This window comes from Vibrio frigidus, from assembly GCF_042465995.1.
Taxonomy (GTDB): Bacteria; Pseudomonadota; Gammaproteobacteria; order Enterobacterales; family Vibrionaceae; genus Vibrio.
The window spans coordinates 461,995-484,337 of the sequence record NZ_JBCDMC010000001.1 but is presented as its reverse complement, the minus strand read 5'-3'; the positions used below and the strand labels follow the sequence as shown (position 1 = coordinate 484,337).

The following is a 22,343-nucleotide window of genomic DNA, read 5'->3' as shown; positions in this document are numbered from 1 at the left end:
ATTAATTAGGACCACAACTGACCTTGATGAATTTTAATAGGTGTTGGCCGAGGTGTTTATCGAGATCTATTGACACGGAATGGAGAGAAAACGTGCTAGCAGATATCGTTTTAGCACGTTCCTGGACAATTCCAAGTCAGTAAGTTTCCAAATTAACATTTAGCGAATTATCTAGAGTATTACAAAAACTACTAATCGATAGAAGGTAGAGGAGAGACTGACTCAAGAAGCAATTCATAAAAACGTTTTGTAGCAGGCCCCGTTTTAATCCCTTTAGGTAAAGTCAGATGTAATGGAACCTGATAACCACCTCCATTTTCAACATTCAGCACAGTCAGTTTCCCACTGCCACGGTTGTCAACAATATGCTTAGGTAGCCTGCAATAACCCACACCCTGCTCTACTGCACTAAAGGCATGGTCGAAATTATCAACCGTAATGCGCTGACTCGACTTCAACCAACCCACATCTTTTTTCTCTCCGAGCTTTTCAATCGAGCCTAAGTCTCTAACAACAATTTGTGGTAACGACGACAGCTGGTTTAGCGATATGGATGTCGCGTTAGCTAACGGATGCGAGCTAACCACAACAGGTTCCATCTTCGTAAAGCCAAAGACCTCTGCCGAATAATTTGTGATGGGTAGGTTGATGATAGCTACATCGGCTAGTTCTTGAGTCACCATTTCCGTTGTTTTAGACAGTGACGTTTCAACAACTTGTATCGATGTGGTGTTATTCTCCGCCAAAAATGCTGCCATGGGCTTATAAAGACGTTCAAGGTGACAAAGATGATCAACCGCGACCACTATTTCAGATTCCACACCCTTTGCTAGCTGTTCACTGATCAGCTCAAGTTCTCGAGCTTGTTCCAGCATGCTGCTCGCCCTGCGCAGTAACGCTTTGCCGTCTTCCGATAACACCGCCCTCCGACCTTCAACCTGAACCAAAGACACGCCCAATTGATCTTCCAACTTTCTCAGCGCATAAATAAGCGTGGTGTGGCTCTTATTCAACTGCAATGCCGCAGCCTGAATGCTGCCGGCGCGGTCTATCTCATAGAGTGTTTGCCATTGGTCTAGGGTAGTCTTTAATCTCATCGGTCTAAAATCCTGACAGTTAATGGCAATATTATGAACTTTTCTGTCTGTTTTTTACAAGTAATATCTATTTCAACAGGCAATCAAGCCTCCTATGTTTTGCGAAATGACCATGAGTCACAGCGCAATACCAAGTAACTGTTTGGAGAAATAACCATGAAATTATTACAAGTCGACTTTGAATTTAACGGCCCATTTGGTGAAGAGATGTCAAACGCACTCGTTGACCTAGCAAAGTCTATTAACAACGAACCAGGCATGATCTGGAAAATTTGGACAGAAAACCAAGCCGAAAAACTGGGTGGTGGTGTCTACCTTTTTGAAGACCAACTCAGTGCAGAAACTTACCTAGCGATGCATGCCGCTCGCTTAAAAGAGATGGGCGTAGAAGAAGTGCGTGGTGTAATTTTTGACGTTAATCAGCCATTAACTACCATTAACAAAGGTCCAATCAACGGCTAATTCAGACGTTTGCTGAATGAAGAAAGATAATGGAAGACACGAGATAGAGAGATACAACATGAACAATAAAACGTTTTTAAGCCTACACGGCATCATTTACGCTGGGTTTGCCATCGCACTGTTTTTTCTACCAACGGTGATGTGGCCCATGTACGGCGTGGAAATCAATGATAAGTACGCTTACTTTCTGTCTCAACACACCAGTATCTTCCTTGGTGGTATTGCAGCGATAACTTGGTTATTACGAGATATTGATGCGGGGATCAGCGCCAAAAAACTCATCCAAGGTTTGGTTATCACCAATATGCTGGGTACCATCATCACACTGTATGCGGCTTTCACTGGTATCTTTGTTGGCTTTGGTTGGAGTGACCCCGCGTTCTTCCTTTCACTATCTATACTGAGCGTGTTGCAGGTTCGTAAGCAAGCTTAAACGATTATTTAGTTCGGATAGCACAAACAAAAAGCACTCGGTATATGCCGAGTGTTTTCGTATTCAACCATTTTATCAAGACTAAAGTAAAGTTCACTAATAATGATAAAGCCTGAACTTTATAGACATTACATGTATAAGCAAAATTAGGTTAAACCTCATACAATAACTCGTGATGTAAATCGAACGAAACTTGATGTATGGAATCCACTCCCTCTCTGCCAATCTACACTTAGCAGAGTGCCGTTATAACGAGGGTTCCAATATGTTGACTAAAAATGTTATCGCTATCGACTTAGCAAAAAATGTTCTTCAAGCCTGCCATATCAGCATTCATGGTGAACTACTGTCCAATAAACCTCTGAGTCGCCAGAAAATGAAAGAGTTCTTGGCGAAGGCTAAGCCTTCGATTGTCGCCATGGAAGGTTGTTGCGGTTGCCATTACTGGGGACAATTAGCAGAAAAATTTGGGCATGAAGTCCGAATTATTAACCCTAAGAAGGTGAAAGGATATCTAGAAGGTCATAAAACGGATCATAATGATGCTCTCGCCATCGCTAACGCCGCTATACAAATTGGTATTAAGTACAGCCGTCCAAAGTCATTGGAACAACAAGCTATGCATTCTTTAGAAACTAGCCGTAGATTCTTATCTCGTAGTGTTGTTTCGCTAGCGCTTCATATTAGAGGGACGATTTTGGGTTACGGGATAGCAAATCCTAGAGGTGAAAAAGGTTTAAAAGCTTCTGTTCAGGCTGTATTGGATGGAGAGACCTCAATACCAGCAAATGTTGTATCCGTTCTGTCCATGTTGTGGGAGCAATATAAAGAACTGAAAGCAAAACTCATCGCGTTCGAAAAAGAGAAAAATGCATTAACCCGTCAGATAGAACCATGTCAACGATTAATGGACATTGAAGGTGTTGGTGAAACAACTGCTGCGATGCTCTATACAACTCTTGGTGATGGAAAGCAGTTCAAAAATGGAAGACAAGCTTCAGCGTTTGTTGGTCTTACGCCTAAACAACACAGTTCAGGTGGCAAAGTCTTTATGATTGGGATCGATAAATGCGGAGGTGTGAAGGAGCTACGCTCGCTTCTTTATCTTGGCGCAATGTCTTACGTTGGACGACTCCCCGAAAAGCCGAAGACTCAGAAGGACGCTTGGTTGAGGAGTATCATAGATCGTATCGGCTTCAAGAAAGCCTGCATTGCACTGGCCAACAAAGTGGTACGGACTGCGTGGGCAATGCTTCGATATGAGACTGAATATAAACCAGTATTACTCACTAACAAATTCTAAAATTTTACAAAATGATGATGCATAAAAGGTAAGACCAACCTACTGAAAACCTGGCCATTCTGTCATGCCTTAGAAGCTGCAAACTCGATGAGGACAGTAGGTGCGCAAAACATCAAAGGCTAGAAGGTAGCTCCTTCAATAAGAAGCCGAATATACGACCGCATCTTAACTTTTATTGCCAAAATCACTTTGTAAATACGTGGATTCCATATACACAATGGGGCAGAAATGAGTTTCGGAAAATCGAATATTAGCGACTCATGAATAACTATTGGTATGGAAAGTCGCTTAACTTGGTGTCCAGTATTAATGGTGCAGATCAAGATGTGGATGTCTCAACTTTCTGGTTTTCTCTGGTTCTTTATTAACGGCGATTTGTCAAAACCACTCCGGTGATCACCAGCGCAGTACCGAGTAACATCGAAAGGGAGATCTGCTCATTGAGTAGCAAAGCGCCGAACAACACACCAAATAACGGAACAAAGTTAGTAAAGACAGCCGCTTGTGCCGCACCAATCGTTTTTATTCCTTGGTAATACCAAATAAAAGGGATTACGGTGCCAAATAACGCCAAATAGCCAATAGCAGCAACAATTTCCCAATTTAACTCAGGTAGCATCTGCACATTTGGATTGAAAAACCAGACCATTAACAGCAATAGTAACCCCCAAATAGCAGCATAAGTTGTTGACACTAAAGGTGATAAACCAAGCAGTGCTTTCCGTCCCACGACAGTATAGATAGCCCAGCTAAGTACTGCGCAGAGCATTGACAATTCTCCACGACCAAAAGCCTGACTCATATCTTGGATCACGGTAAGTAGATGACCATTACTGATCACCGTCAGTGCACCCAATACTGCTACAGAGATCCCAAGTAACTTCTGTAATGAAATTTTTTCTCGGTATAAAAGGGAAACCAATAACGCTGTAGCGATAGGATTAAACGCAACAAATAGAGCCGTACGGGAAGCTGGCATTTCAGAGAGTGCAGTAAAAAAACACAGATTGTAGGTAAATATTCCGGTAAGACCGAGAGCGAAGGTGATCGCAACCTGTCTGAGCGATAGCTTTGGTAGCCTACCTTCTAATTTTATAGTGAGTAAAATGAGTATCAATACCGCCAGACCAAAACGGCCTATCGCCGACATTAACGGTGAAAGCGATCCCGCAAGTAAACGCCCTGCGATAAAAGTTCCTCCCCACAGTAAGGCGACTAGAATAAGTTTGAAATAGGTTGGCCAGATGGAGGGTAAAGCCAAGTCGTTCGATGTATTGGTAATTGGTTGCATGATGTCGCTCGATAGAAAAGTGAACCGGATATATGCTACAGTCTTTCACTAATGTTAGGCCATAGTAAAATGAGCAAAAGATCATGACATTTAGTCAACTTGAAATATTTGTGGTGGTTGCAGAGCGGTGTGGATTTACCTTGGCGGCCCAACAGTTAGGTATTAGTCAGTCCGCTGTTTCGCACGCACTGAAAAAACTCGAGGAGGATTTAGGGGTAAGCCTTATCGAGCGCAATAAGTCACAAACTGAACTTACTGTCGCTGGAGTTCAATTGCTTCCCCGCGCTCGAGAAATACTGGGGTTGTCTGAGACCATACGCCAAGAAACAGCAGATATTAAGGGGTTGCAACGAGGGAGCCTGCGTATTGGATCTTTCGGTCCAACTTCTTCTTTGCGCTTACTCCCGGAGATTTTGGATGATTACCGTAAGCAATTTCCCAATATTGAGGTGCGTATTGATGAAGGAAATGATCAACAGGTCGTACAATGGTTACAAGAACGTCGGGTGGATGTTGGCTTTGTGGTGCTGCCTGATGAACGTTTTGATACCTTTGCATTGATTGAAGATAAAATTGTTGCCCTTATACCTAAAGCACATTCATTGGCGAAGAAAGATAAAATTGCACTTCAGGATTTATGTCATGTTCCTTTTATTTTGACTGAAGCCGGTTCAGCACAACTCATTTCCAAATTATTTGCGGCCGAAGATCTGAGCCCTGACATTCGTTTCAGAACGACCCAACTGATGACTACAATTGCATTAGTTGCAAAAGGCGAAGGTGTTGCACTCGTTGCTGAATTAGCCCTCCCTCAAGCTTTGCAAACCGATGGCTATGTGGCTCGTCAACTCGCGCCGCAATGCAAACGAACAATTGGTTTAGCGCTCCACAGTTCCCGCCAAGCCTCTCCTGCCACACAGGCATTTGTCAAAACGGCCGTACAATTATTAAAAAAGAGAAACCGGATGCGTTAATATTGAGCCATTGTTTCGATTATTGTGTCTTCTTTTTTTTAGATTCGTTCTGTAACATGCGAACCCAATCTTCAATAAATCGATTTACTTTGTCTTGCTCGCCTTCAGACCAAGTGCCTGCAATAGCAGAGAAAACACCACCCACGAATGATACTGCACCACCCATACACACTGGGAACAACTTTTGCTGAATCTGCGGCGCTTGGATAAACGTCTCAAAGTGGATCCCACCTTGATTTTGATTGAACCAATTCAGTTTGTAGAGCTGAAAATACTTGTAAATGTGTGACTAGATTTACTAGTCCGCATAATATTACTCGTGAAACAATTTAAGTGACCCATAAATGACTCACACCAAACAAAACACACGAATTAATCAGTTCTGCTTCGGTCAACCGAAAGAGTCTCTAAAGTTAGAAAGTGTCCCTTTGGACGATCTTGCAGAAAATATGGTTCGAGTTCGAATTGAAGCTACCAACATTAACCCTAGTGATTTGTTATCGATTCGTGGCATAGGTCAATATAGACACAGCCATCAACCACCTAGAATACCTGGGTTTGAAGCAGTAGGAACAGTTATAGAGTCCAGTCATGCTGAATTTATCTTAGATCAGCGAGTAATCGTAGCTACGAGTGGGACATGGCAGAAATATATCGATGTATCACCAGAAAACCTCTTCCATGTTCCTCAACACTTAGAAAATGGCTACGCATGTCAATTGTATATTAATGCATTAACCGCTTGGGTTCTTACTACGGAAATTGCTCAGTTAACAAAAGAGGATGTTGTCATTATCAATGCTGGCGGCTCAGCAATTGGTAAGATTTTTTCCCAATTATCCTCCTCACTAGGCTTCAGGCTCATTGTCATAACATCACAAACCGAAAAATATCCATATGCTTCAAACTATGTGTTAGATGCAAAAGATGATTTAATTTCCCTAATTCAGAAGTTTGACTTACCCAGGCCAAATGTCGCATTTGATGCTATAGGTGGAAAGGCAGGAACCGATCTCATTTACACCCTCGGCAATAAAGGACGTTTTATCAACTATGGCACTCTTTCTCTGGAGTTTTATGAGCCTCGTTTTTTCGAATATGCAAAAAGTCAGGATATCGATTTCAGTACCTTTTTCTTACGTTACTGGGAGAATGCGGTTGGTAAAGATTTCCGACGTGAAAAATTTACGCTGATGTTAGACCATTTCATAAAAAATAACATACAGTTAGATGTAGATCGTTGTGTTCCATTAGATGAGGTTCAATCTGCTATTAATCTTATTGAATCTAAATCAGTGCCTTTAAATGGGAAGATTATCTTGCTCCCAATCTAGGCCAAATATACGACGATTCAAGATCGCTTATCATCAACAAAAGTATCGAAAACTCGGTTGTTTAATTAAGCATCGTGTAAACATGTTAGAAAGAGATAGGTGAGGATTAACGATGAAATAAATTTGTTGGAGGCATTATTTGAACAGATGGTGTCAAAACAGGTAACCCCGATGTTATCGGTGCCGAGTTTCTATGTTATTCGGAATTCTATAAAAGGAACTCAGTTGATAACAGCAACCGTCAGCTTGTTTAAGCTTGCCAGATTCAACGCTCGCAAGATCAAAATGTCGTACGGATGTCGGTACACATTGACAATTCTGGAAATAACTGTGCCGATGAGTTCGCTAAATAAGAAATTATTATTTAATTACAACAATCTCATGATTTTAAAGACTGAACCTTTACCATAAGGCAAAAAGAGGGTTATACATAATCTTATGTAATTTATAGTTGTGAATATTTTATGACGCTCAATGAGATCCTTCAAATCCGTAATGTCCGCTACTTCCTAATGTTTCGAAGCAGTTACTTTGCGCGCTTTTACTACCCAGTATTCACCCTACTCTATTTAGACTACGGCTTGACCCTCTCTCAATTTGCCATGCTTAACGTAGTATGGGCTGCAACCATTGTTCTTGCCGAAGTCCCATCGGGTGCATTTGCCGATACCCTAGGACGAAAAAAACTGGTGGTATTATCTTCGGTTGTCATGTTTATTGAAATCACAATGATCGCCGTTGTTCCCACTGGTGACCCCTCTTTGGTATTCATTGTCTTTTTGGTCAACCGAATATTAAGTGGCTTAGCGATGGCTTTGGCAAGCGGTGCAGATGAAGCCTTGGCTTACGACACGTTAAAAGAGCAAGGCAAGGAAGACGCGTGGCCTAGAGTTTTGCAAATCCAGCTACGCATTTCCTCTAGTGTTGGCATATTTGTCACTCTATTAGGTGCCGCTATGTATGATGTTAACTTTATGGCTAACATTTTCCATACTCTCGGATTAGCAGAGCCCGAAAGTACCAAAGACCTAATGCGTATTCCCGTTTATGCCACTCTATTTGTCGCGATGATCGCCATTTATTCTGCGATAAACATGAGAGAAGAAAAAAAAGTATTGCCAAGCAATCAGACCAAATTGGCAACAACTATAACAAGCCTTAAATTAACGGCAACTACTGGTAAGTGGGTACTTGCTACACCTTATGTTCTATTTATCTTGCTCTACTACAGCTTATTCGAACACACTTCGCGTATGTTTTTAACCATGAACAGCCAATATTATCGTGCTATTGATATACCCATTATCTATTTCGGCTTGATTGGTGCGGGGATAAGTTTGCTCCAAATTCTATTGGCAGGTCAAAGTCGTCGACTAGCTGAAAGCATGGCCCCTAAGAGATTTATTGTTGTTATGGGTTTAGCGGCTATGGCAACCTATTATTGGATTAGTCTGGGATGGTCAATTTACGGGGTAATACCAGCACTTATCTTAATTTTCATTGTTATGACCATGAATATTTTCATTAGTTATCACCTCAATAAAAAGACCGAATCACACAACAGAGCCACTGTATTAAGCTTTAAGGGTTTGATGTTTAACCTCGGATACGGCTCGATTGGTATCTTGTATGCCTACTATTATAAATTGGTGTCTCAGAACTACACCGAGCAACAAATAGAACAACACATTGACTTCTTGGCCTCACTTTCTTCATTTTTCTATTACTTTACGGTTTTGTTCATTTCAATCAGTGCGGTATTCTATTTTAAGGACAGAAAAAAGGCGATCTTTTGAACATAAATTTTTATAGACAAGCAGGAATCTACTGAGATTATGCTGACTCGAAGATGGACACAAGTGAGTTTGGAAACGATGCTATTGATAGGTACATAATGTCGCTATCACGAGGCTATAATATCGCTTGTTAGTCTTTATGAATATTTGCATCTATTAACACTATTATACTTTAAAGCTATTACTATATGCACAATCTGAAAAGCGCAACCATTGGTAGTATTGTGTAGTTTTAATGCTACTGTTAAATTTAAAGCACTTTCTCGCATAGGAAATCAAATCAATGCTTACTATAAAAAAGCAGTTTATTGCCCTTTCATCCGTCATTGCACTGGCTACAGGCTGTTCTCCATCCTCTGATATAGTTTCTAGTAGCAGCATCAGTGATTACCAAGGCTCTGCAAGTATTACTCAAGGTCTCGCAAAAACTGTAGAGTCAAACCTTTTTGAGTGTGAGGATGGACGTAGCCGAGTTGCTGGTACTGGTGAAATAACAGATTCAAAAGGAAACGTTTGGACGGTTCCTGCTAAAAATCATTTTACTACTGCACCAAAAGCTATCGACTTATACGAAGAATGTGCAAACATCACTCCCCAAAGTCTTGCTGACGTAGATGAAGCCTCTGTACCAGTTGTAGTGGTTGATTCAGATGGGGAAGAGATCACAGGCTATATTTTTGCTGACAACTACTTTGAGTTATACATCAATGGCACGCTTGTAGCGGTAGACACCGTGCCATTCACACCATTTAACTCTAGCATCGTAAAGTTTAAAGTTAAGAAGCCTTATACGATAGCTGTAAAAGTTATCGATTGGGAAGAACACTTAGGTATGGGTACAGAAAATAACCGAGGGAAGACTTACCACCCTGGAGACGGTGGCTTTATTGCAAGCTTTAGTGATGGAACAGTGACAGGTTCAGACTGGCAAACTCAAACATTCTATACCGCGCCAATTTATGATCTAACTTGTTTAAGTGAAACTGAAGGCCAGCGACTATCTGAGACTTGTACCACAGAGGGTACAGATCATGGCGAAAATGCTTACGCTGCCCATTGGAAAACTCCAAGCAAATGGATGAGTCAGGAATTTGATTCAACCTCCTGGCCTCAAGCAACATTATATTCAGAAGATGAAATCGGTGTAAATAACAAAAAGTCCTACATAAACTTCATTGAAAAATTCAGTGGTACAGGAGCTAGCTTTATTTGGTCAACTAATGTTGTGCTAGATAATGAAGTTTTACTGAGATACGAAGTCAAGTAAGCCTTTACAAAGTTTTTTTTCCGCTTATTCAAACAGCAATACATCATCGTATTGTGTATGGCTGTTTGGTAAATATCGTATTAAGCGCTTTTTCCTTCGCCCCTAACTTAATGTATGGAATCCACTCTCTCCTTTACCAAACTAGAAGTAGAATATAATGAATGACAGCATTAACAAGAAAAAGGGCCTTTTCGTGTGATAAAACGCCAACTCTTGTGGTTCAATAAAACCGACTATTAAGCAATAACCTAACTCAATTTTGATTATTTCTCAGTTAATAATTTTGCTATTTTAACTAATGAAAATTAACTGACGAATACCAATATGTACTGATTTACTCTTCAACCATATTCGCAAAATCAAGATTATACTTTCTGCTTAATTCTAGGATCTCTCCACTCTCAATCATTTTTTCGAATTCCAGATCAAATTGGATTAAAAAACCATCCAGTGTCCTTTTTCTAGAGAATCCATAATATCCCTTATTCACTATAAGAGGTGGTAAGATCATTTTCACTTTATCTTTAATTTTCAACTCATCGATGAGCTTTGATGCGCTTCGAGGATGGCTTACAAGTAAATCAATTCTATCCGCAAGTAATTTTTGGAAATTAGCTTTTACTGTATTCGTCGTCTCAATTCTTAAATTCTCCTTGTATTGATCAAATTTTTCACCGTAACTCCACCCTCTAGTAAGGCCAATATGCAGCCTTTTGAGCGAAGAAAATTCATTATCCCATTTAAAAGCGTTATCTGCCTTAACATAAAATACCATCGGATCTCGATAGAAAGCGTATTTAGTGTAATTCATGAACTTTTCTCTTTCAGCGGATTTGTAAGGACCTATCAATACATCTGCCTCACCACGTTCAATCATTTTTAAAGCTCTTTTAAAGGGATAAATTTCCATTTTGAGGTCATGCCCTAGTCTATGAACAATTGTCGTTGCTATGTCATAACCTAAACCATAAATTTCACCATCATGTTTTTGTTCCAATATAGATGGGAAAGTAGTTCCTACAAATAAATACGTTTCAGCAATAGCCGAGCTTGAGATAATGAAAGACAAAATCATAATAAAAACATATTTCATAACCATTATCCTTCACTTTGTATATTCGCTCACCTAAGTGGAATAACATATTGACCTTGCGTATGCGCATTTCCCCCTTAGTAGTCAACGATCAAAATACCATTGAGCAGCTGAAAAACAAGGGGGTTGAAACTAAAAGAAAATTGCTTAATAAAGCTGATCGTAGAAATAGTATTATCTCTAGAAATCACTTAAAGATAACCTCAGTAAAATGCGGATTATCAATTAAAACTTCCAGTTTAGCTATACCATCCAATTCAATCAGAATGTCTGTCTCGTCAGTATTAAGTTTGATGCATTCATTACGACTTTCATTACGAATTGTATCAAGAGCAACACCTCTTATAGGTTCCCCTTCTTTCATCGTTAATCTAACCGGATAACGGTACAAACAGACTATCTCAATATAATCATATTCACTGCAACTTATCATAAGACTCACCTCTAAAATGAATTACTTACTGCAAGGTTGAACATCAGTTATTGCAATAATCTCAAAAAACAGTGTATCAATGACCATTCAGCACCCGGTATTTTCTTAAGAAATCTCAATTTAAACATCCATGTATAGAACTAAATATGGTTATTTAAATTTGCAAATCTGTATGTGTTACTCTCCTTTGAGCGTATGTCTCTTTTACTATTTCGAGTCAACGATTCGAATTCTATATTCCTAGCTAAGCGCTCACTTCAATCTCATAAGAAGTAAACTTGCGAATGTTAATCACGCCAGTATCAAAAATCAAATACTGTCCTTTAATGCCTTGTAATATACCTGTCACTTCAGGGTTTTTATCAAAATTATGTGAACTAATTTTGATTGGGTGAACAGTCACTGGATAATGTATCTCGGTCGTCAACTCGGTTAACACCTGTATCGCGTCCGCTCCAAACTGCTGCTTAATTTCCTCTACTTTTTCGGTTACCAAAGGCAGAAGTTCAGCAAATTTGTCAGATAAATCCATTGCATCACCGTCTTGCTTTAATAAGGTCCGCCAATTGGTTTTGTCTGAGATATGTTTCGCAAGTTCAATCTCAATCAATCCAGAGATATAACGAGTTTTCACTTTGAAAATAGGTAGACCTTGGGTGGCCCCTTGATCAATCCATCTTGTCGGGATTTGGTTATGACGCGTGATACCGACCTTTAAACTAGAGGTATTAGACAGATACACATAATGGTCTATCATGCAGTTCTCTTCGCCCCATTGCGGCTCACGACATGTACCTTGGTCGTAATGGCACGTTTCAGGTTTCATAATGCACATGTCGCAACTAGCCAATTTCCTCATGCACACAAAACAGTGGCCTTGCGAGTAGCTCTTTTTAGTCTTTTTACCGCATGAACTGCAGAAGATATTACCTGTGTGAGTAAGTGTAATCGTTTTACCTACGTATGGATTGAGATCAATCTCTGAGTCTCCAACAGGTAAACGGTAAAACACCGCCTCTCCTAGATTGGCACGCATTTTACTCAAGGTTCCTTTCGCTAAAATAGACATGTCTTACCTACTACTTTTTTTATTATGAAGATACATTGATTGGATTGTAGCAAAGAAGCGTCGATCATAGGATTATCTAACCACATTATTCTACTGCTTGTAATAATACTTAATGGCTGATCCGTTTCTAAACAATTTTTAAGTGGGCAATTTTGATTTTTTATAGAGTCTGTCCCTGCGGTACCTCGTGGTTATCGCCACGAATCACCAAGACAAAAATACCATCTCAAAGATCGTGAATCGTGTTACTCGATATAAGGATCTCATGGCGAGTCGTCGCAAGGTTCAGACTCTGTTTAATCACCTTAGAACAGTCACTTTACCGTCCTGACTGATCAAAATGGATCGAATAACCAAGACTTTGACCTTTTCTTCCCTCATTTGTTAATGTTAACAAATGAATTGTATATCCGACACTAAAGAGCCCGCTGATTAAGCGGGCTCTTTACCATTTAGTGCGTGTCTAACTCAGCATGAGGCGCAATGGAACCTTGTGGCCGCGTTGCCAACTCTTCATATAGCTGCCACTTACGTTTCGCAACATGTTGTGCCGTTGCAGTAATCTCTGCCGCGGCTTCTGGGTTACTTCTGCGCAATGTTTGGAAGCGTTCCTCGTTGTAACGATACTCCTCTAATGGAATAGTCGGCCTTAATGTATCCAGCGAGAACGGATTCTCACCAGCATCACGAAGGGCTGGGTTATAGCGGAATAGTGGCCAGTGGCCGGATTTCACCGCTAATTGCTGCTGCTTTAAACCATCTTCCATATTGATACCATGAGCAATACAGTGGCTATAGGCAATGATGATAGACGGGCCTTTATAGGCTTCGGCCTCGCGCATGGCCAACAACACCTGCTGAGGGTCGGCTCCTAAAGCAACCCTTGCAACATACACGTTGTTGTAGGATATGGCTTGCATGGCAACATCTTTCTTGGTGGCTTGCTTACCTGCACTCGCAAATTTAGCCACGGCGCCTAACGGCGTTGATTTCGACATCTGTCCACCCGTATTGGAATACACCTCTGTATCCATAACCAAGACATTGACGTCTGCACCACTAGCAAGTACGTGATCCAACCCGCTTGAACCGATATCGTATGCCCAGCCATCACCACCAACAATCCAGATAGAGCGACGGATCAACTGGTCAGCAACAGACATAAGATTTAACGCAGATTCTGTCGTTACCGTATCTAGCTCAGTTTTTAAGGTATTCACCCGTTTAATCTGAGCCTGAATATCGGTTTCTGTAAGCTGTTCTGCATTCAACAGTTGGTCAACCAACAAAGGATCAAGATGTTCACGATTATCCATCAACAACTGTTCTGCCATTTCGTGTTGCTTAACCGCGGCTAGACGGAAACCAAAACCAAATTCTGCATTGTCTTCAAACAGTGAGTTTGACCAAGCAGGGCCACGTCCATCTGTGTTTTTCGACCATGGTGTCGTAGGTAGATTACCACCAAATATTGAAGAACACCCCGTTGCATTCGCGACCATTAATCGATCACCAAACAACTGAGAGACCATCTTGAGATAAGGGGTTTCACCACATCCTGAACACGCACCAGAGAACTCAAATAGAGGTTGTAAGTACTGAACACCACGTACATTTGAGAAATCAATTCGCGCTCGGTCGTTGTAGGATAAAGTTTCAAAGAAGTCTAGATTCTTCTTCTCTTGCTCCATGTATGGTGCTTTCAATTCCATATTGATCGCTTTACGTTCTGGTTGTCCTTCAGAAGCTTCTTGGATCACCATAGGACAAGCATCAACACATAAGCTGCATCCTGTACAATCTTCTGCGTAAACCTGCAACGTATAGCGCGTATCAGGGAAACCACGCGCGGTAATACCAGCAGACTTATAACCTTCAGGTGCCTCATCCAATTTTGATTTGTCATAGAATTTGGCGCGAATCGCGGCGTGGGGGCAAACAACGCTGCAATTACCACATTGAATGCACGCTTCATTTTCCCATACCGGTATTTTCTGAGCTATGTTTCGTTTTTCCCACTGAGTGGTTCCCGAAGGATAGGTGCCATCCACTGGCAACATTGAAACAGGGATCAAGTCCCCCTTACCTGCCATCATTTGCGCGGTAACTTGTCGAACAAATTCTGGGGCATTGTCAGATACCACCGGTTTAATCTGTTCACTGGCCGTGACTTTATCTGGAAGATCAACTTGATACAGATGGGCAAGTGTGTGATCAACCGCTGCAAAGTTTTTCTTAACCACTTCTGGGCCTTTGCGGATGTAGGTTTTTTTGATTGCTTTCTTAATCTTGTCAATTGCCAGTTCTTTTTCAAGCACACCTGACAGAGCAAAGAAGCAGGTCTGCATAATGGTATTAATGCGATTGCCCATTCCGGTATCACGAGCGACTTTGTACGCATCAATGACATGCAACTGCATGTTGCGACTGATCAGTTGTTCCTGCATACGCGCAGGTAAACTATCCCATGCAGTTTGCGCTGATTCCGTTGTGTTAAGTAAGAAAATGGCGTTGTTCGCTGCTTTGGCAAGCATGTCTGTACTTTCAACAAAGGTAGATTGATGACAGGCCACAAAGTTAGCCGACTGAATTAAATAAGGGCTATTTATCGGATGATGTCCAAACCTCAAGTGAGATTCAGTTTGTGAACCCGATTTTTTTGAGTCATAAACAAAATACCCTTGTGCAAAATAATGTGGGTCTTCACCAATAATTTTAATCGTATTTTTGTTTGCCCCCACGGTTCCATCGGCACCCAATCCATAAAACATAGCACGCACAACATCGTTTGATTCAATATCGAAGCGGTTATCTACATCCAAGTGTGAGTGACTGATGTCGTCAATAATACCCACGGTAAAATGGTGTTTGGGTTTATCTAATGCTGAGTTATCAAACACAGATTTAACCATGGCAGGGGTAAATTCTTTGCTCGATAAGCCATAGCGCCCAGCGACCAATCGAGGCATTTTTTCGAAATGCTCCTGATTGTCTACCAGTGCCGTCAATATATCTTGATACAGCGGATCAGCATTCGCTCCTGGTTCCTTGGTTCTATCTAGAATAGTGAGTTTTGTTGTCGTTTGCGGTAGCGCTTCCAACAAATGCTTGGCAGATAGTGGGCGGTACAATCGGACTTGCAACACCCCTATTTTTCTACCCTGCGCAACGAGATAATCGACCGTTTCCTTGATCGTTTCAACACCCGATCCCATTGCGATGACGACGTGTTCTGCATCAGCAGCACCAAAGAACTCCATCAACTTATAGTGGCGACCGGTAAGCTCTCCCAGTTTTTCCATGCACGATTCTACGATCTCTGGTGTTTTTTCATAATAAGGGTTCACCGTTTCTCGTGCCTGAAAATAGACGTCTGGATTTTGTGCAGTACCACGAATGAAAGGCGAATCAGGACTTAAGCCTCTATTACGGTGGGCTCGTACTAATTCATCAGAAATCATGGCGCGAATGTCTTTATCTGCGATTAGGTTTATCTTGTTCACCTCATGCGAGGTTCTAAACCCATCAAAAAAATGGATAAACGGAATTCGCGCATCAAGCGTTGCGGCATGGGCAACAAGCGCCATATCATGAGCTTCCTGTACGGAAGAAGAAGCGAGCAACGCAAATCCTGTTCCTCGCGCCGCCATGACATCTTGATGGTCACCAAATATAGACAAGCCCTGTGCGGCCAGTGATCGTGCGGCCACATGAAATACAGCCGAGGTCAATTCTCCTGCTATCTTATACATATTGGGCAGCATCAACATTAGCCCTTGAGACGCAGTAAAAGTCGTGGTCAAAGCCCCACTTTGTAAAGCGCCGTGCACGGTACCCGCGGCTCCCCCTTCACTTTGCATTTCCGCTATAAGAGGAATATTCCCCCAGATATTTCGTTGGTCTTCAGACGCCCACTGGTCGGCCAATTCAGCCATCGTAGATGAAGGCGTGATCGGATATATAGCACACACTTCACTGACACGATAAGCAATATGCGCCGCGGCTTCGTTTCCGTCGCAGGTATGCATAACGGGGTTATTTTTCTCTATCATGATCAGCTCCTATTCCATTTCCGCCGCGACCATTTCGATCGCATGACTAGGACATTGCGAATAACATGCTTCGCATCCGGTACACTTGTTGTAATCCACTTTATAACCCTTACCTTTTCCAAGGTGAGTTATCGCGCCATACGGACAAGCACCCAAGCAACCATTACATTCAAAACAATTGCCACATGAGTAACAGCGCTGAGCCTCGAACAACGCCTCTTTTTCTGTCAATCCACCGACAACTTCGTCAAAAGAGGTGGCTCGTTTACTCACAGAGATTGCTGGCTGTTCACTCTGCTCTGCATCGGTTTTGTACCATAAATGCAGCTTGTCGAACTGGATGAGTGGCTGCTTAGAGACCTTACTGAACACCCGTTTATTGAGAAAGGCATCGATATGAGAAGCGGCCTTTTTACCGTGTCCGACAGCAATCGTTACGGTACGGTCGCAAGGGACCATATCACCCCCAGCAAACAACCCGTGGTACCCCGTCATCATCTGATCGTTAACCTCGAGGCTGCCATCCCATTTATGCTCTACACCCGGAATATTTTCGGTCAATTCTGTATCGATATTTTGACCCAGTGCCAAAATAAGAGAGTCAATCTCTACCGTTTCAAATTGACCCGTTGGATGCGGACGACCATTTTCGTCAATCGACGTTTTCTCTAGAGTAAATGCTGTGCCGTCGATCCGATTAATGGTACGTTGCCAATTAAAGAGGACACCTTCATCCATTGCCTCAACACATTCAAAATCATGGGCTGGCATATGTTCCCGGTCACGACGATAGATAACCGTGACATCGGCACCCATTCGACGAGCCGTGCGCGCGGCGTCCATTGCCGTATTTCCCCCACCATATACGACAACACGTTGACCTAGCTTTGGCGCTGTATTCATTTCGATCGCTCGAAGATAAGATACGGCATCAATCACCTTGTCTGGATAGTCATTAGGGATATCCACTCCACGGCCGACATGGGCACCAATAGCAAGAAAAACGGCATCAAATCGACCTTTGACTTTCTCGGCTAGTAAATCTTCGACCTTATGATTAAGCACAATTTTAATGCCCATCGCTTCAATACGTGCAATCTCATTTTCAAGGATATCTCTTGGTAAACGGTATGCAGGGATACCAAACTGCATCATGCCACCTGCCATTGGTGCCGCGTCGCGGATTTCTACATCATGTCCTTTTCGCTTCAGGTGATAAGCTGTTGCAAGACCACTTGGGCCAGATCCTACGATCAGAACTCGCTTGCCTGTTGGCTCAGCCTTAAATCTGACGGGCCATTTTTTCTCTAGTGCTTGATCACCAAGGAAGCGCTCAACAGCGTGAATGCTCACCGCTTGATCTACATTGGTACGGTTGCAAGCGGATTCACAGGGGTGATAGCAAACCCGACCATGAATAGCGGGCATCGGGTTGTTTTTGATAAGGGCCTGAAACGCTTCTTCATATTGCTCTGACTGAGCTAGCGATAACCATTCTTGAATATTACTGCCCGTTGGACAGGCATGATTACAGGGTGGCAGGGAATTAGAATAGATTGGAAATTTAGTTCGTACTGGCCCAGAACCTTTTTTCACAGAAAGGTCTGGTGGTAAGGTCATATCCTTAGAACAATTAATCATAGTGTTTTACCTTGTTGTCTGGTTGTTGGTAAAATCAAGAGACGTACTGTTGCGGCGTGAATACGTGGTCGTGGAGGTCTATTCTTAGATTTCCCCCTTCAAACACAATGCCTAGTGATAAGAATTTTTAGATAATGTTACGTCTCTGTTCTTACTACCAACCTGATCAGGCCGTTGGGTTTTTTAATCCTAAAATCCAACGGCCGAATAGATGAGTAAGTATCTTGGAAAAAAGAACAACTATACTGATACGCAGGTGCCTGCTCTCTCATCGAGAACTTCTACGCCTTCTTCAAGCGCACCAATGTAGGCTCGCCCACCAAATGTTGCAAAATCGGCTGCGGCTTCAACTTTGGGTCCCATCGAACCTGCAGGGAACACGTATTGGCTGAGCTGAGTCGGTGTTGCTGTTCGTAATGCACGCTGTTGATCCGTGCCCCAGTCAAGATAAACGGCGTCTGCATCCGTTAGAATCAATAGCTTGTCTGCGTTAAGTTGTTTTGCCAGCAAGGTAGCGGAAAGATCTTTATCGATGACACCTTCGACTCCTTGATACCCTATTTCGTTTCGACAAACCGGAATACCACCCCCACCACAACAGATCACAATTTGGCCAGCAGCGAGCAGCGTATCAATCGATTTCTTGTCAATGATGTTAATTGGTTTAGGCGATGGCACAACACGGCGAACATAATCACCGTCGCGTTTCATTATCCAGTTATTCGCTTCAGCCAAAATTCCAGCTTCTTCTTCGTTGTACACAGGACCAACAAATTTCGTTGGGTCAAGCATACTAGGGTCATTGCGATCGACTTCAATACGAGTCAATAGGCTGGCTACTTCAGTATCTGGAAGAAGGTTTTGTAGCTCTTGAGCCAACATATAACCAATCATACCTTCACTTTCCGCGCCCAACACATCAAGAGGGTATGGTGAAACTTTATCGTAAGCTAAGTTTTGTAAGGCTATCAGACCAACTTGTGGCCCATTTCCATGGACGATTGCCACTTGGTATTTATCGGCTATTTCGGCAATCGCTCTGGCAGCAACTTTAATATTAGCCAGCTGGTTGTCAAAACTTGGCGCATCGCCACGACGTAGTAATGCATTGCCGCCAAGGGCCACAACTGCGATGGGTTTCATGTTAACTCCTTAAATTATAATTATGGTCTGAGCCGCTTTCCGCAATATCTTTCGCCTTTTCGTTAGGTTTAAGATGTGATTAATATGAAAACGGTTTTCGGCGAACAAAGCGGCCATTCCCAGCTTCCCCCATAAATTCGCCATTACACGCGACAACCTGCCCATGGCTAATGGTCATTATTGGCCAGCCTAGGCATTGCATTGATTCATACGGGGTGTAGTCTGTGTTGTCGTGCAATAAATCGTGAGTAATCGTCATCTGTTGCTTAGGGTCAAACAGCACCAAATCAGCATCAGAACCTTTTGCCATATTGCCCTTTTGTGGAAACATTCCGAACAATTTCGCTGGCATGTAACTGGTTAATTCTACAAATCTACTTGGACTCATTCGTCCACTCATTACCCCTTCAGAAAAAAGAAGTGGCATCCGGTTCTCAACGCCGGGCATCCCGTTTGGACAGGCGCTGAAGTTATCTTTTCCACGCTGTTTTTGGTCTAAGTAAGTGAACGAACAGTGATCAGTTGCAACGGTGTCAATGCTGCCGTCTATCAGACCCTTCCAAAGTTTTTCTCGCTCTTCGACAGGTCGAAGAGGCGGACTAAGAATGAATTTCAGCGCATCGTCACGCTCGTAACAACTCTCGTCGAGCAATAGGTATTGCGGGCACGTTTCAGCCCATACAGGCTGATGGTTTTGGCGGGCAAGGCGCACATAATCGAGCCCCAACCCATTGGATAAATGCACAATATACAACGGCGCATTATCGGCTAGTTTTGCCAAGTTGATCATTCTGGCAATCGCTTCTGCTTCGCACTCTAACGGCCGACTTTGAGCATGATATTTAGGGGCCGTTTTCCCTTCGTCCAGAAGCTGACTACGCCTTAGCGTTATGGCGGCATCGTTTTCTGGGTGCACAGTGGTGAGGGCATTCACTTTGTTTAGCTGTATAAGTGCGCGTAAAACGGACTCGTCATCAAGTTTATAGCCATAGGTGAGGTAAAGTTTAAAACTAGAAATGCCTTCGACCTCAACCATAGAAGCCATTTCAGATAGTATCTCATCGTTGATATGCTGAATCACACCATGGAAGCTGTAATCAATAACGGCCGTGTCTTTGGCATACTTTTTATAGACCGATAATTGATGGTGGAGATTACATCCTCTGGGACCAAATCCCATATGATCCACCACCATTGTGGTGCCACCGCAAGCCGCGGCTCGGGTGCCGGTATAAAAATCATCACAGCTCGTGGCAATACCGACATCAAGATTAAAATGCGTATGAACATCTATGCCACCAGGCATTACGTATAAACCGCTTGCATCGATGATGTGCGTCTCAGCAGGGTAGCTTGAAATAGTTTCGCTAATATCCGCAATTTTTCCGTCGACAATCAGTACGTCAGCTTTCTTTTCCTCTAAATGATCGACCACAATTCCGTGTCGAATAAGCATCACCGATGAAGGTCCGTCAGAATGTGCATTCAGCTGTGAGGGAAAAGAACGCTTAAAAACCATATCGCCACCTTGTTAACGTAAAGACGTTGCCATATTCGTGAATATATTTTCAAAATATCTGCGAGTATTGAGGTACTTTGAAAAGAATTCTCTGTTGTTAATGTATCCATCCCGAGGAGGATAAAGTCCAGTACTAAGGCAGAGCATACTGAAACCCTCGGGACGGAATTCTTTAGTGAGGCTGCCTAAACAGCATCAAAACCTATTTTTTCAACTCTTCTAAATACATCTGAGGAATAACCGCGTACATCGCTGCGCACGTAACCAAATGATCTTTCCAAGTTTTCTCGTTCGGAGCGTGAGCTTCTGGCTCTTTACCCGGCCCAAAACCGATGACTGGAATGCCATAGCGACCCATGATCGATACACCATTGGTTGAGAAGGTCCACTTATCAACGGTTGGTTTTTTATCAAACAACAACTCATAAGAGGCTTCCAGAGTCTTCGTTGCAACGTGATCTTCATCGATCAACCATGTTGGGAAATAACACTCGGTTGGGTATACCAGACCGGTATAAGCCGGACGGTTGTATTCGTACATTGACACAACGGCTTTAGCTTCTTGTACCGCTGGTAGCGCTCTGATTTCTTCAAGCGCCCCTTCCCAAGATTCACCCCAAGTTAAACGTCGGTCGATAGAAACAGCACAGCTGTCTGCTACTGCACAACGACTAGGAGAAGTGAAGAAGATTTCAGAAACAGTCAGGGTACCTTTGCCTAGGAATGGATCATCTTTCAGATTGTGAGATAAGCCTTCAAGTTGGCTTAGAATTGGCCCCATCTTAAAGATAGCGTTGTCACCACGTTCTGGAGCCGAACCATGGCAGCTTACGCCTGCAACATCGATTCGAATTTCCATACGACCGCGCTGACCGCGATAAATTTGGCAATCTGTTGGTTCAGTGGATACAACGAATTCAGGACGGATGTTGCTTTCTTCGATGATATACTGCCAGCAAAGGCCATCACAATCTTCTTCTTGAACTGTACCAGTCACGAGCAATGTGTATTCATCTTCAAGACCAAGATCTTTAATAATCTTACCCGCATACACCATAGAAGCCATGCCGCCTTCCTGATCTGAAGCGCCACGACCACCGATTATTTCGTCATTTTCCATACCTTCGTACGGGTCGAAATCCCAGTTGTCCATGTTACCAACACCAACAGTGTCGATATGTGCGTCCATTGCAATTAGGTGAGGACCATGACCGATCCAACCTAATACGTTACCCATAGGATCAATTTCTACCTTATCGAAACCGACCTTTTCCATCTCTTCTTTAATGCGTAATACGACTTTTTCTTCATCGCAACTTTCACTTGGAATCGCAATCATGTCACGTAGAAACTGACTCATGTCTGCTTTATAGTCTTGAGCTTTTTCCACTACTTTGTGGAATGGGATAGTCATTGTCATTGTAATGCTCCTTGAA

At 42.5% G+C, this 22,343-nt stretch carries 18 protein-coding genes; 7 read left to right on the top strand and 11 right to left on the bottom strand.

Going from position 1 to position 22,343, the window contains the following annotated elements; translation table 11 throughout:
• Positions 1 to 191: 191 nt before the first annotated feature.
• Positions 192 to 1,097 (bottom strand): LysR family transcriptional regulator, encoded by a 906-nt coding sequence (locus AACW90_RS02115; RefSeq protein ID WP_390230091.1) that lies wholly within the window; start codon positions 1,095 to 1,097, stop codon positions 192 to 194.
• 156 nt (positions 1,098 to 1,253) lie between these two features.
• On the opposite strand from AACW90_RS02115, the gene AACW90_RS02110 reads away from it, so the two are divergent.
• The 3 genes from AACW90_RS02110 to AACW90_RS02100 all read left to right on the top strand — a co-directional run bounded on the left by AACW90_RS02110 (position 1,254) and on the right by AACW90_RS02100 (position 3,295).
• Complete coding sequence (locus AACW90_RS02110; RefSeq protein ID WP_347999423.1) at positions 1,254 to 1,559, top strand: monooxygenase; 306 nt, start codon at positions 1,254 to 1,256, stop codon at positions 1,557 to 1,559.
• 58 nt (positions 1,560 to 1,617) lie between these two features.
• Positions 1,618 to 1,992, top strand: coding sequence for a hypothetical protein (locus AACW90_RS02105; RefSeq protein ID WP_390230087.1), 375 nt, complete (start codon positions 1,618 to 1,620; stop codon positions 1,990 to 1,992).
• Positions 1,993 to 2,257: 265 nt separating this feature from the next.
• Positions 2,258 to 3,295 carry an IS110 family RNA-guided transposase gene (locus AACW90_RS02100; RefSeq protein ID WP_390230084.1) on the top strand — a complete coding sequence of 346 codons (1,038 nt, stop codon included), beginning with the start codon at positions 2,258 to 2,260 and terminating at the stop codon, positions 3,293 to 3,295.
• A gap of 364 nt (positions 3,296 to 3,659) precedes the next feature.
• Here AACW90_RS02100 and AACW90_RS02095 read toward each other — a convergent pair whose 3' ends face one another.
• Positions 3,660 to 4,586: a DMT family transporter gene (locus tag AACW90_RS02095; protein ID WP_390230081.1), complete on the bottom strand. Its 927-nt coding sequence runs from the start codon at positions 4,584 to 4,586 to the stop codon at positions 3,660 to 3,662.
• 83 nt (positions 4,587 to 4,669) lie between these two features.
• Between AACW90_RS02095 and AACW90_RS02090 the strand changes: the two genes are divergently transcribed.
• Positions 4,670 to 5,560 carry a LysR family transcriptional regulator gene (locus AACW90_RS02090; protein ID WP_390230078.1) on the top strand — a complete coding sequence of 297 codons (891 nt, stop codon included), beginning with the start codon at positions 4,670 to 4,672 and terminating at the stop codon, positions 5,558 to 5,560.
• A gap of 19 nt (positions 5,561 to 5,579) precedes the next feature.
• On the opposite strand, the gene AACW90_RS02085 is transcribed toward AACW90_RS02090, so the two are convergent.
• A complete protein-coding gene (locus tag AACW90_RS02085; protein ID WP_390230075.1) occupies positions 5,580 to 5,726 on the bottom strand; it encodes a hypothetical protein in 147 nt (48 codons plus the stop codon).
• A gap of 178 nt (positions 5,727 to 5,904) precedes the next feature.
• Here AACW90_RS02085 and AACW90_RS02080 point away from each other — a divergent pair, with 178 nt between their 5' ends.
• From AACW90_RS02080 to AACW90_RS02070, 3 genes are all read left to right on the top strand, one after another.
• Positions 5,905 to 6,894: a zinc-dependent alcohol dehydrogenase family protein gene (locus AACW90_RS02080; protein ID WP_390230072.1), complete on the top strand. Its 990-nt coding sequence runs from the start codon at positions 5,905 to 5,907 to the stop codon at positions 6,892 to 6,894.
• 464 nt (positions 6,895 to 7,358) lie between these two features.
• Positions 7,359 to 8,690, top strand: a complete 1,332-nt coding sequence (locus tag AACW90_RS02075; RefSeq protein WP_390230069.1) for an MFS transporter — start codon at positions 7,359 to 7,361, stop codon at positions 8,688 to 8,690.
• 283 nt (positions 8,691 to 8,973) lie between these two features.
• A complete protein-coding gene (locus tag AACW90_RS02070) occupies positions 8,974 to 9,957 on the top strand; it encodes a hypothetical protein (protein ID WP_390230067.1) in 984 nt (327 codons plus the stop codon).
• Positions 9,958 to 10,291: 334 nt separating this feature from the next.
• On the opposite strand, the gene AACW90_RS02065 is transcribed toward AACW90_RS02070, so the two are convergent.
• The 8 genes from AACW90_RS02065 to AACW90_RS02030 form a co-directional block, all read right to left on the bottom strand.
• On the bottom strand, positions 10,292 to 11,050 hold the full coding sequence (locus tag AACW90_RS02065) for a substrate-binding periplasmic protein (RefSeq protein WP_390230064.1): 759 nt from the start codon (positions 11,048 to 11,050) through the stop codon (positions 10,292 to 10,294).
• A 187-nt stretch (positions 11,051 to 11,237) separates the two neighbouring features.
• Positions 11,238 to 11,483, bottom strand: coding sequence for a Rho-binding antiterminator (locus tag AACW90_RS02060; protein ID WP_390230061.1), 246 nt, complete (start codon positions 11,481 to 11,483; stop codon positions 11,238 to 11,240).
• 244 nt (positions 11,484 to 11,727) lie between these two features.
• Positions 11,728 to 12,552 (bottom strand): DUF2797 domain-containing protein, encoded by an 825-nt coding sequence (locus tag AACW90_RS02055; RefSeq protein WP_390230058.1) that lies wholly within the window; start codon positions 12,550 to 12,552, stop codon positions 11,728 to 11,730.
• A gap of 452 nt (positions 12,553 to 13,004) precedes the next feature.
• Positions 13,005 to 16,604 carry a pyruvate:ferredoxin (flavodoxin) oxidoreductase gene (gene nifJ, locus AACW90_RS02050; protein ID WP_390230055.1) on the bottom strand — a complete coding sequence of 1,200 codons (3,600 nt, stop codon included), beginning with the start codon at positions 16,602 to 16,604 and terminating at the stop codon, positions 13,005 to 13,007.
• A 9-nt stretch (positions 16,605 to 16,613) separates the two neighbouring features.
• Complete coding sequence (locus tag AACW90_RS02045) at positions 16,614 to 18,245, bottom strand: NAD(P)-binding protein (RefSeq protein WP_390230053.1); 1,632 nt, start codon at positions 18,243 to 18,245, stop codon at positions 16,614 to 16,616.
• A 240-nt stretch (positions 18,246 to 18,485) separates the two neighbouring features.
• The gene (gene arcC / locus AACW90_RS02040) at positions 18,486 to 19,388 is read right to left on the bottom strand and encodes a carbamate kinase (RefSeq protein ID WP_275137942.1); all 903 of its coding nucleotides are present in this window, start codon (positions 19,386 to 19,388) and stop codon (positions 18,486 to 18,488) included.
• 79 nt (positions 19,389 to 19,467) lie between these two features.
• Positions 19,468 to 20,907, bottom strand: a complete 1,440-nt coding sequence (gene hydA, locus AACW90_RS02035) for a dihydropyrimidinase (RefSeq protein WP_390230049.1) — start codon at positions 20,905 to 20,907, stop codon at positions 19,468 to 19,470.
• Positions 20,908 to 21,109: 202 nt separating this feature from the next.
• Positions 21,110 to 22,327, bottom strand: coding sequence for a YgeY family selenium metabolism-linked hydrolase (locus AACW90_RS02030; RefSeq protein WP_390230047.1), 1,218 nt, complete (start codon positions 22,325 to 22,327; stop codon positions 21,110 to 21,112).
• Positions 22,328 to 22,343: the final 16 nt, after the last annotated feature.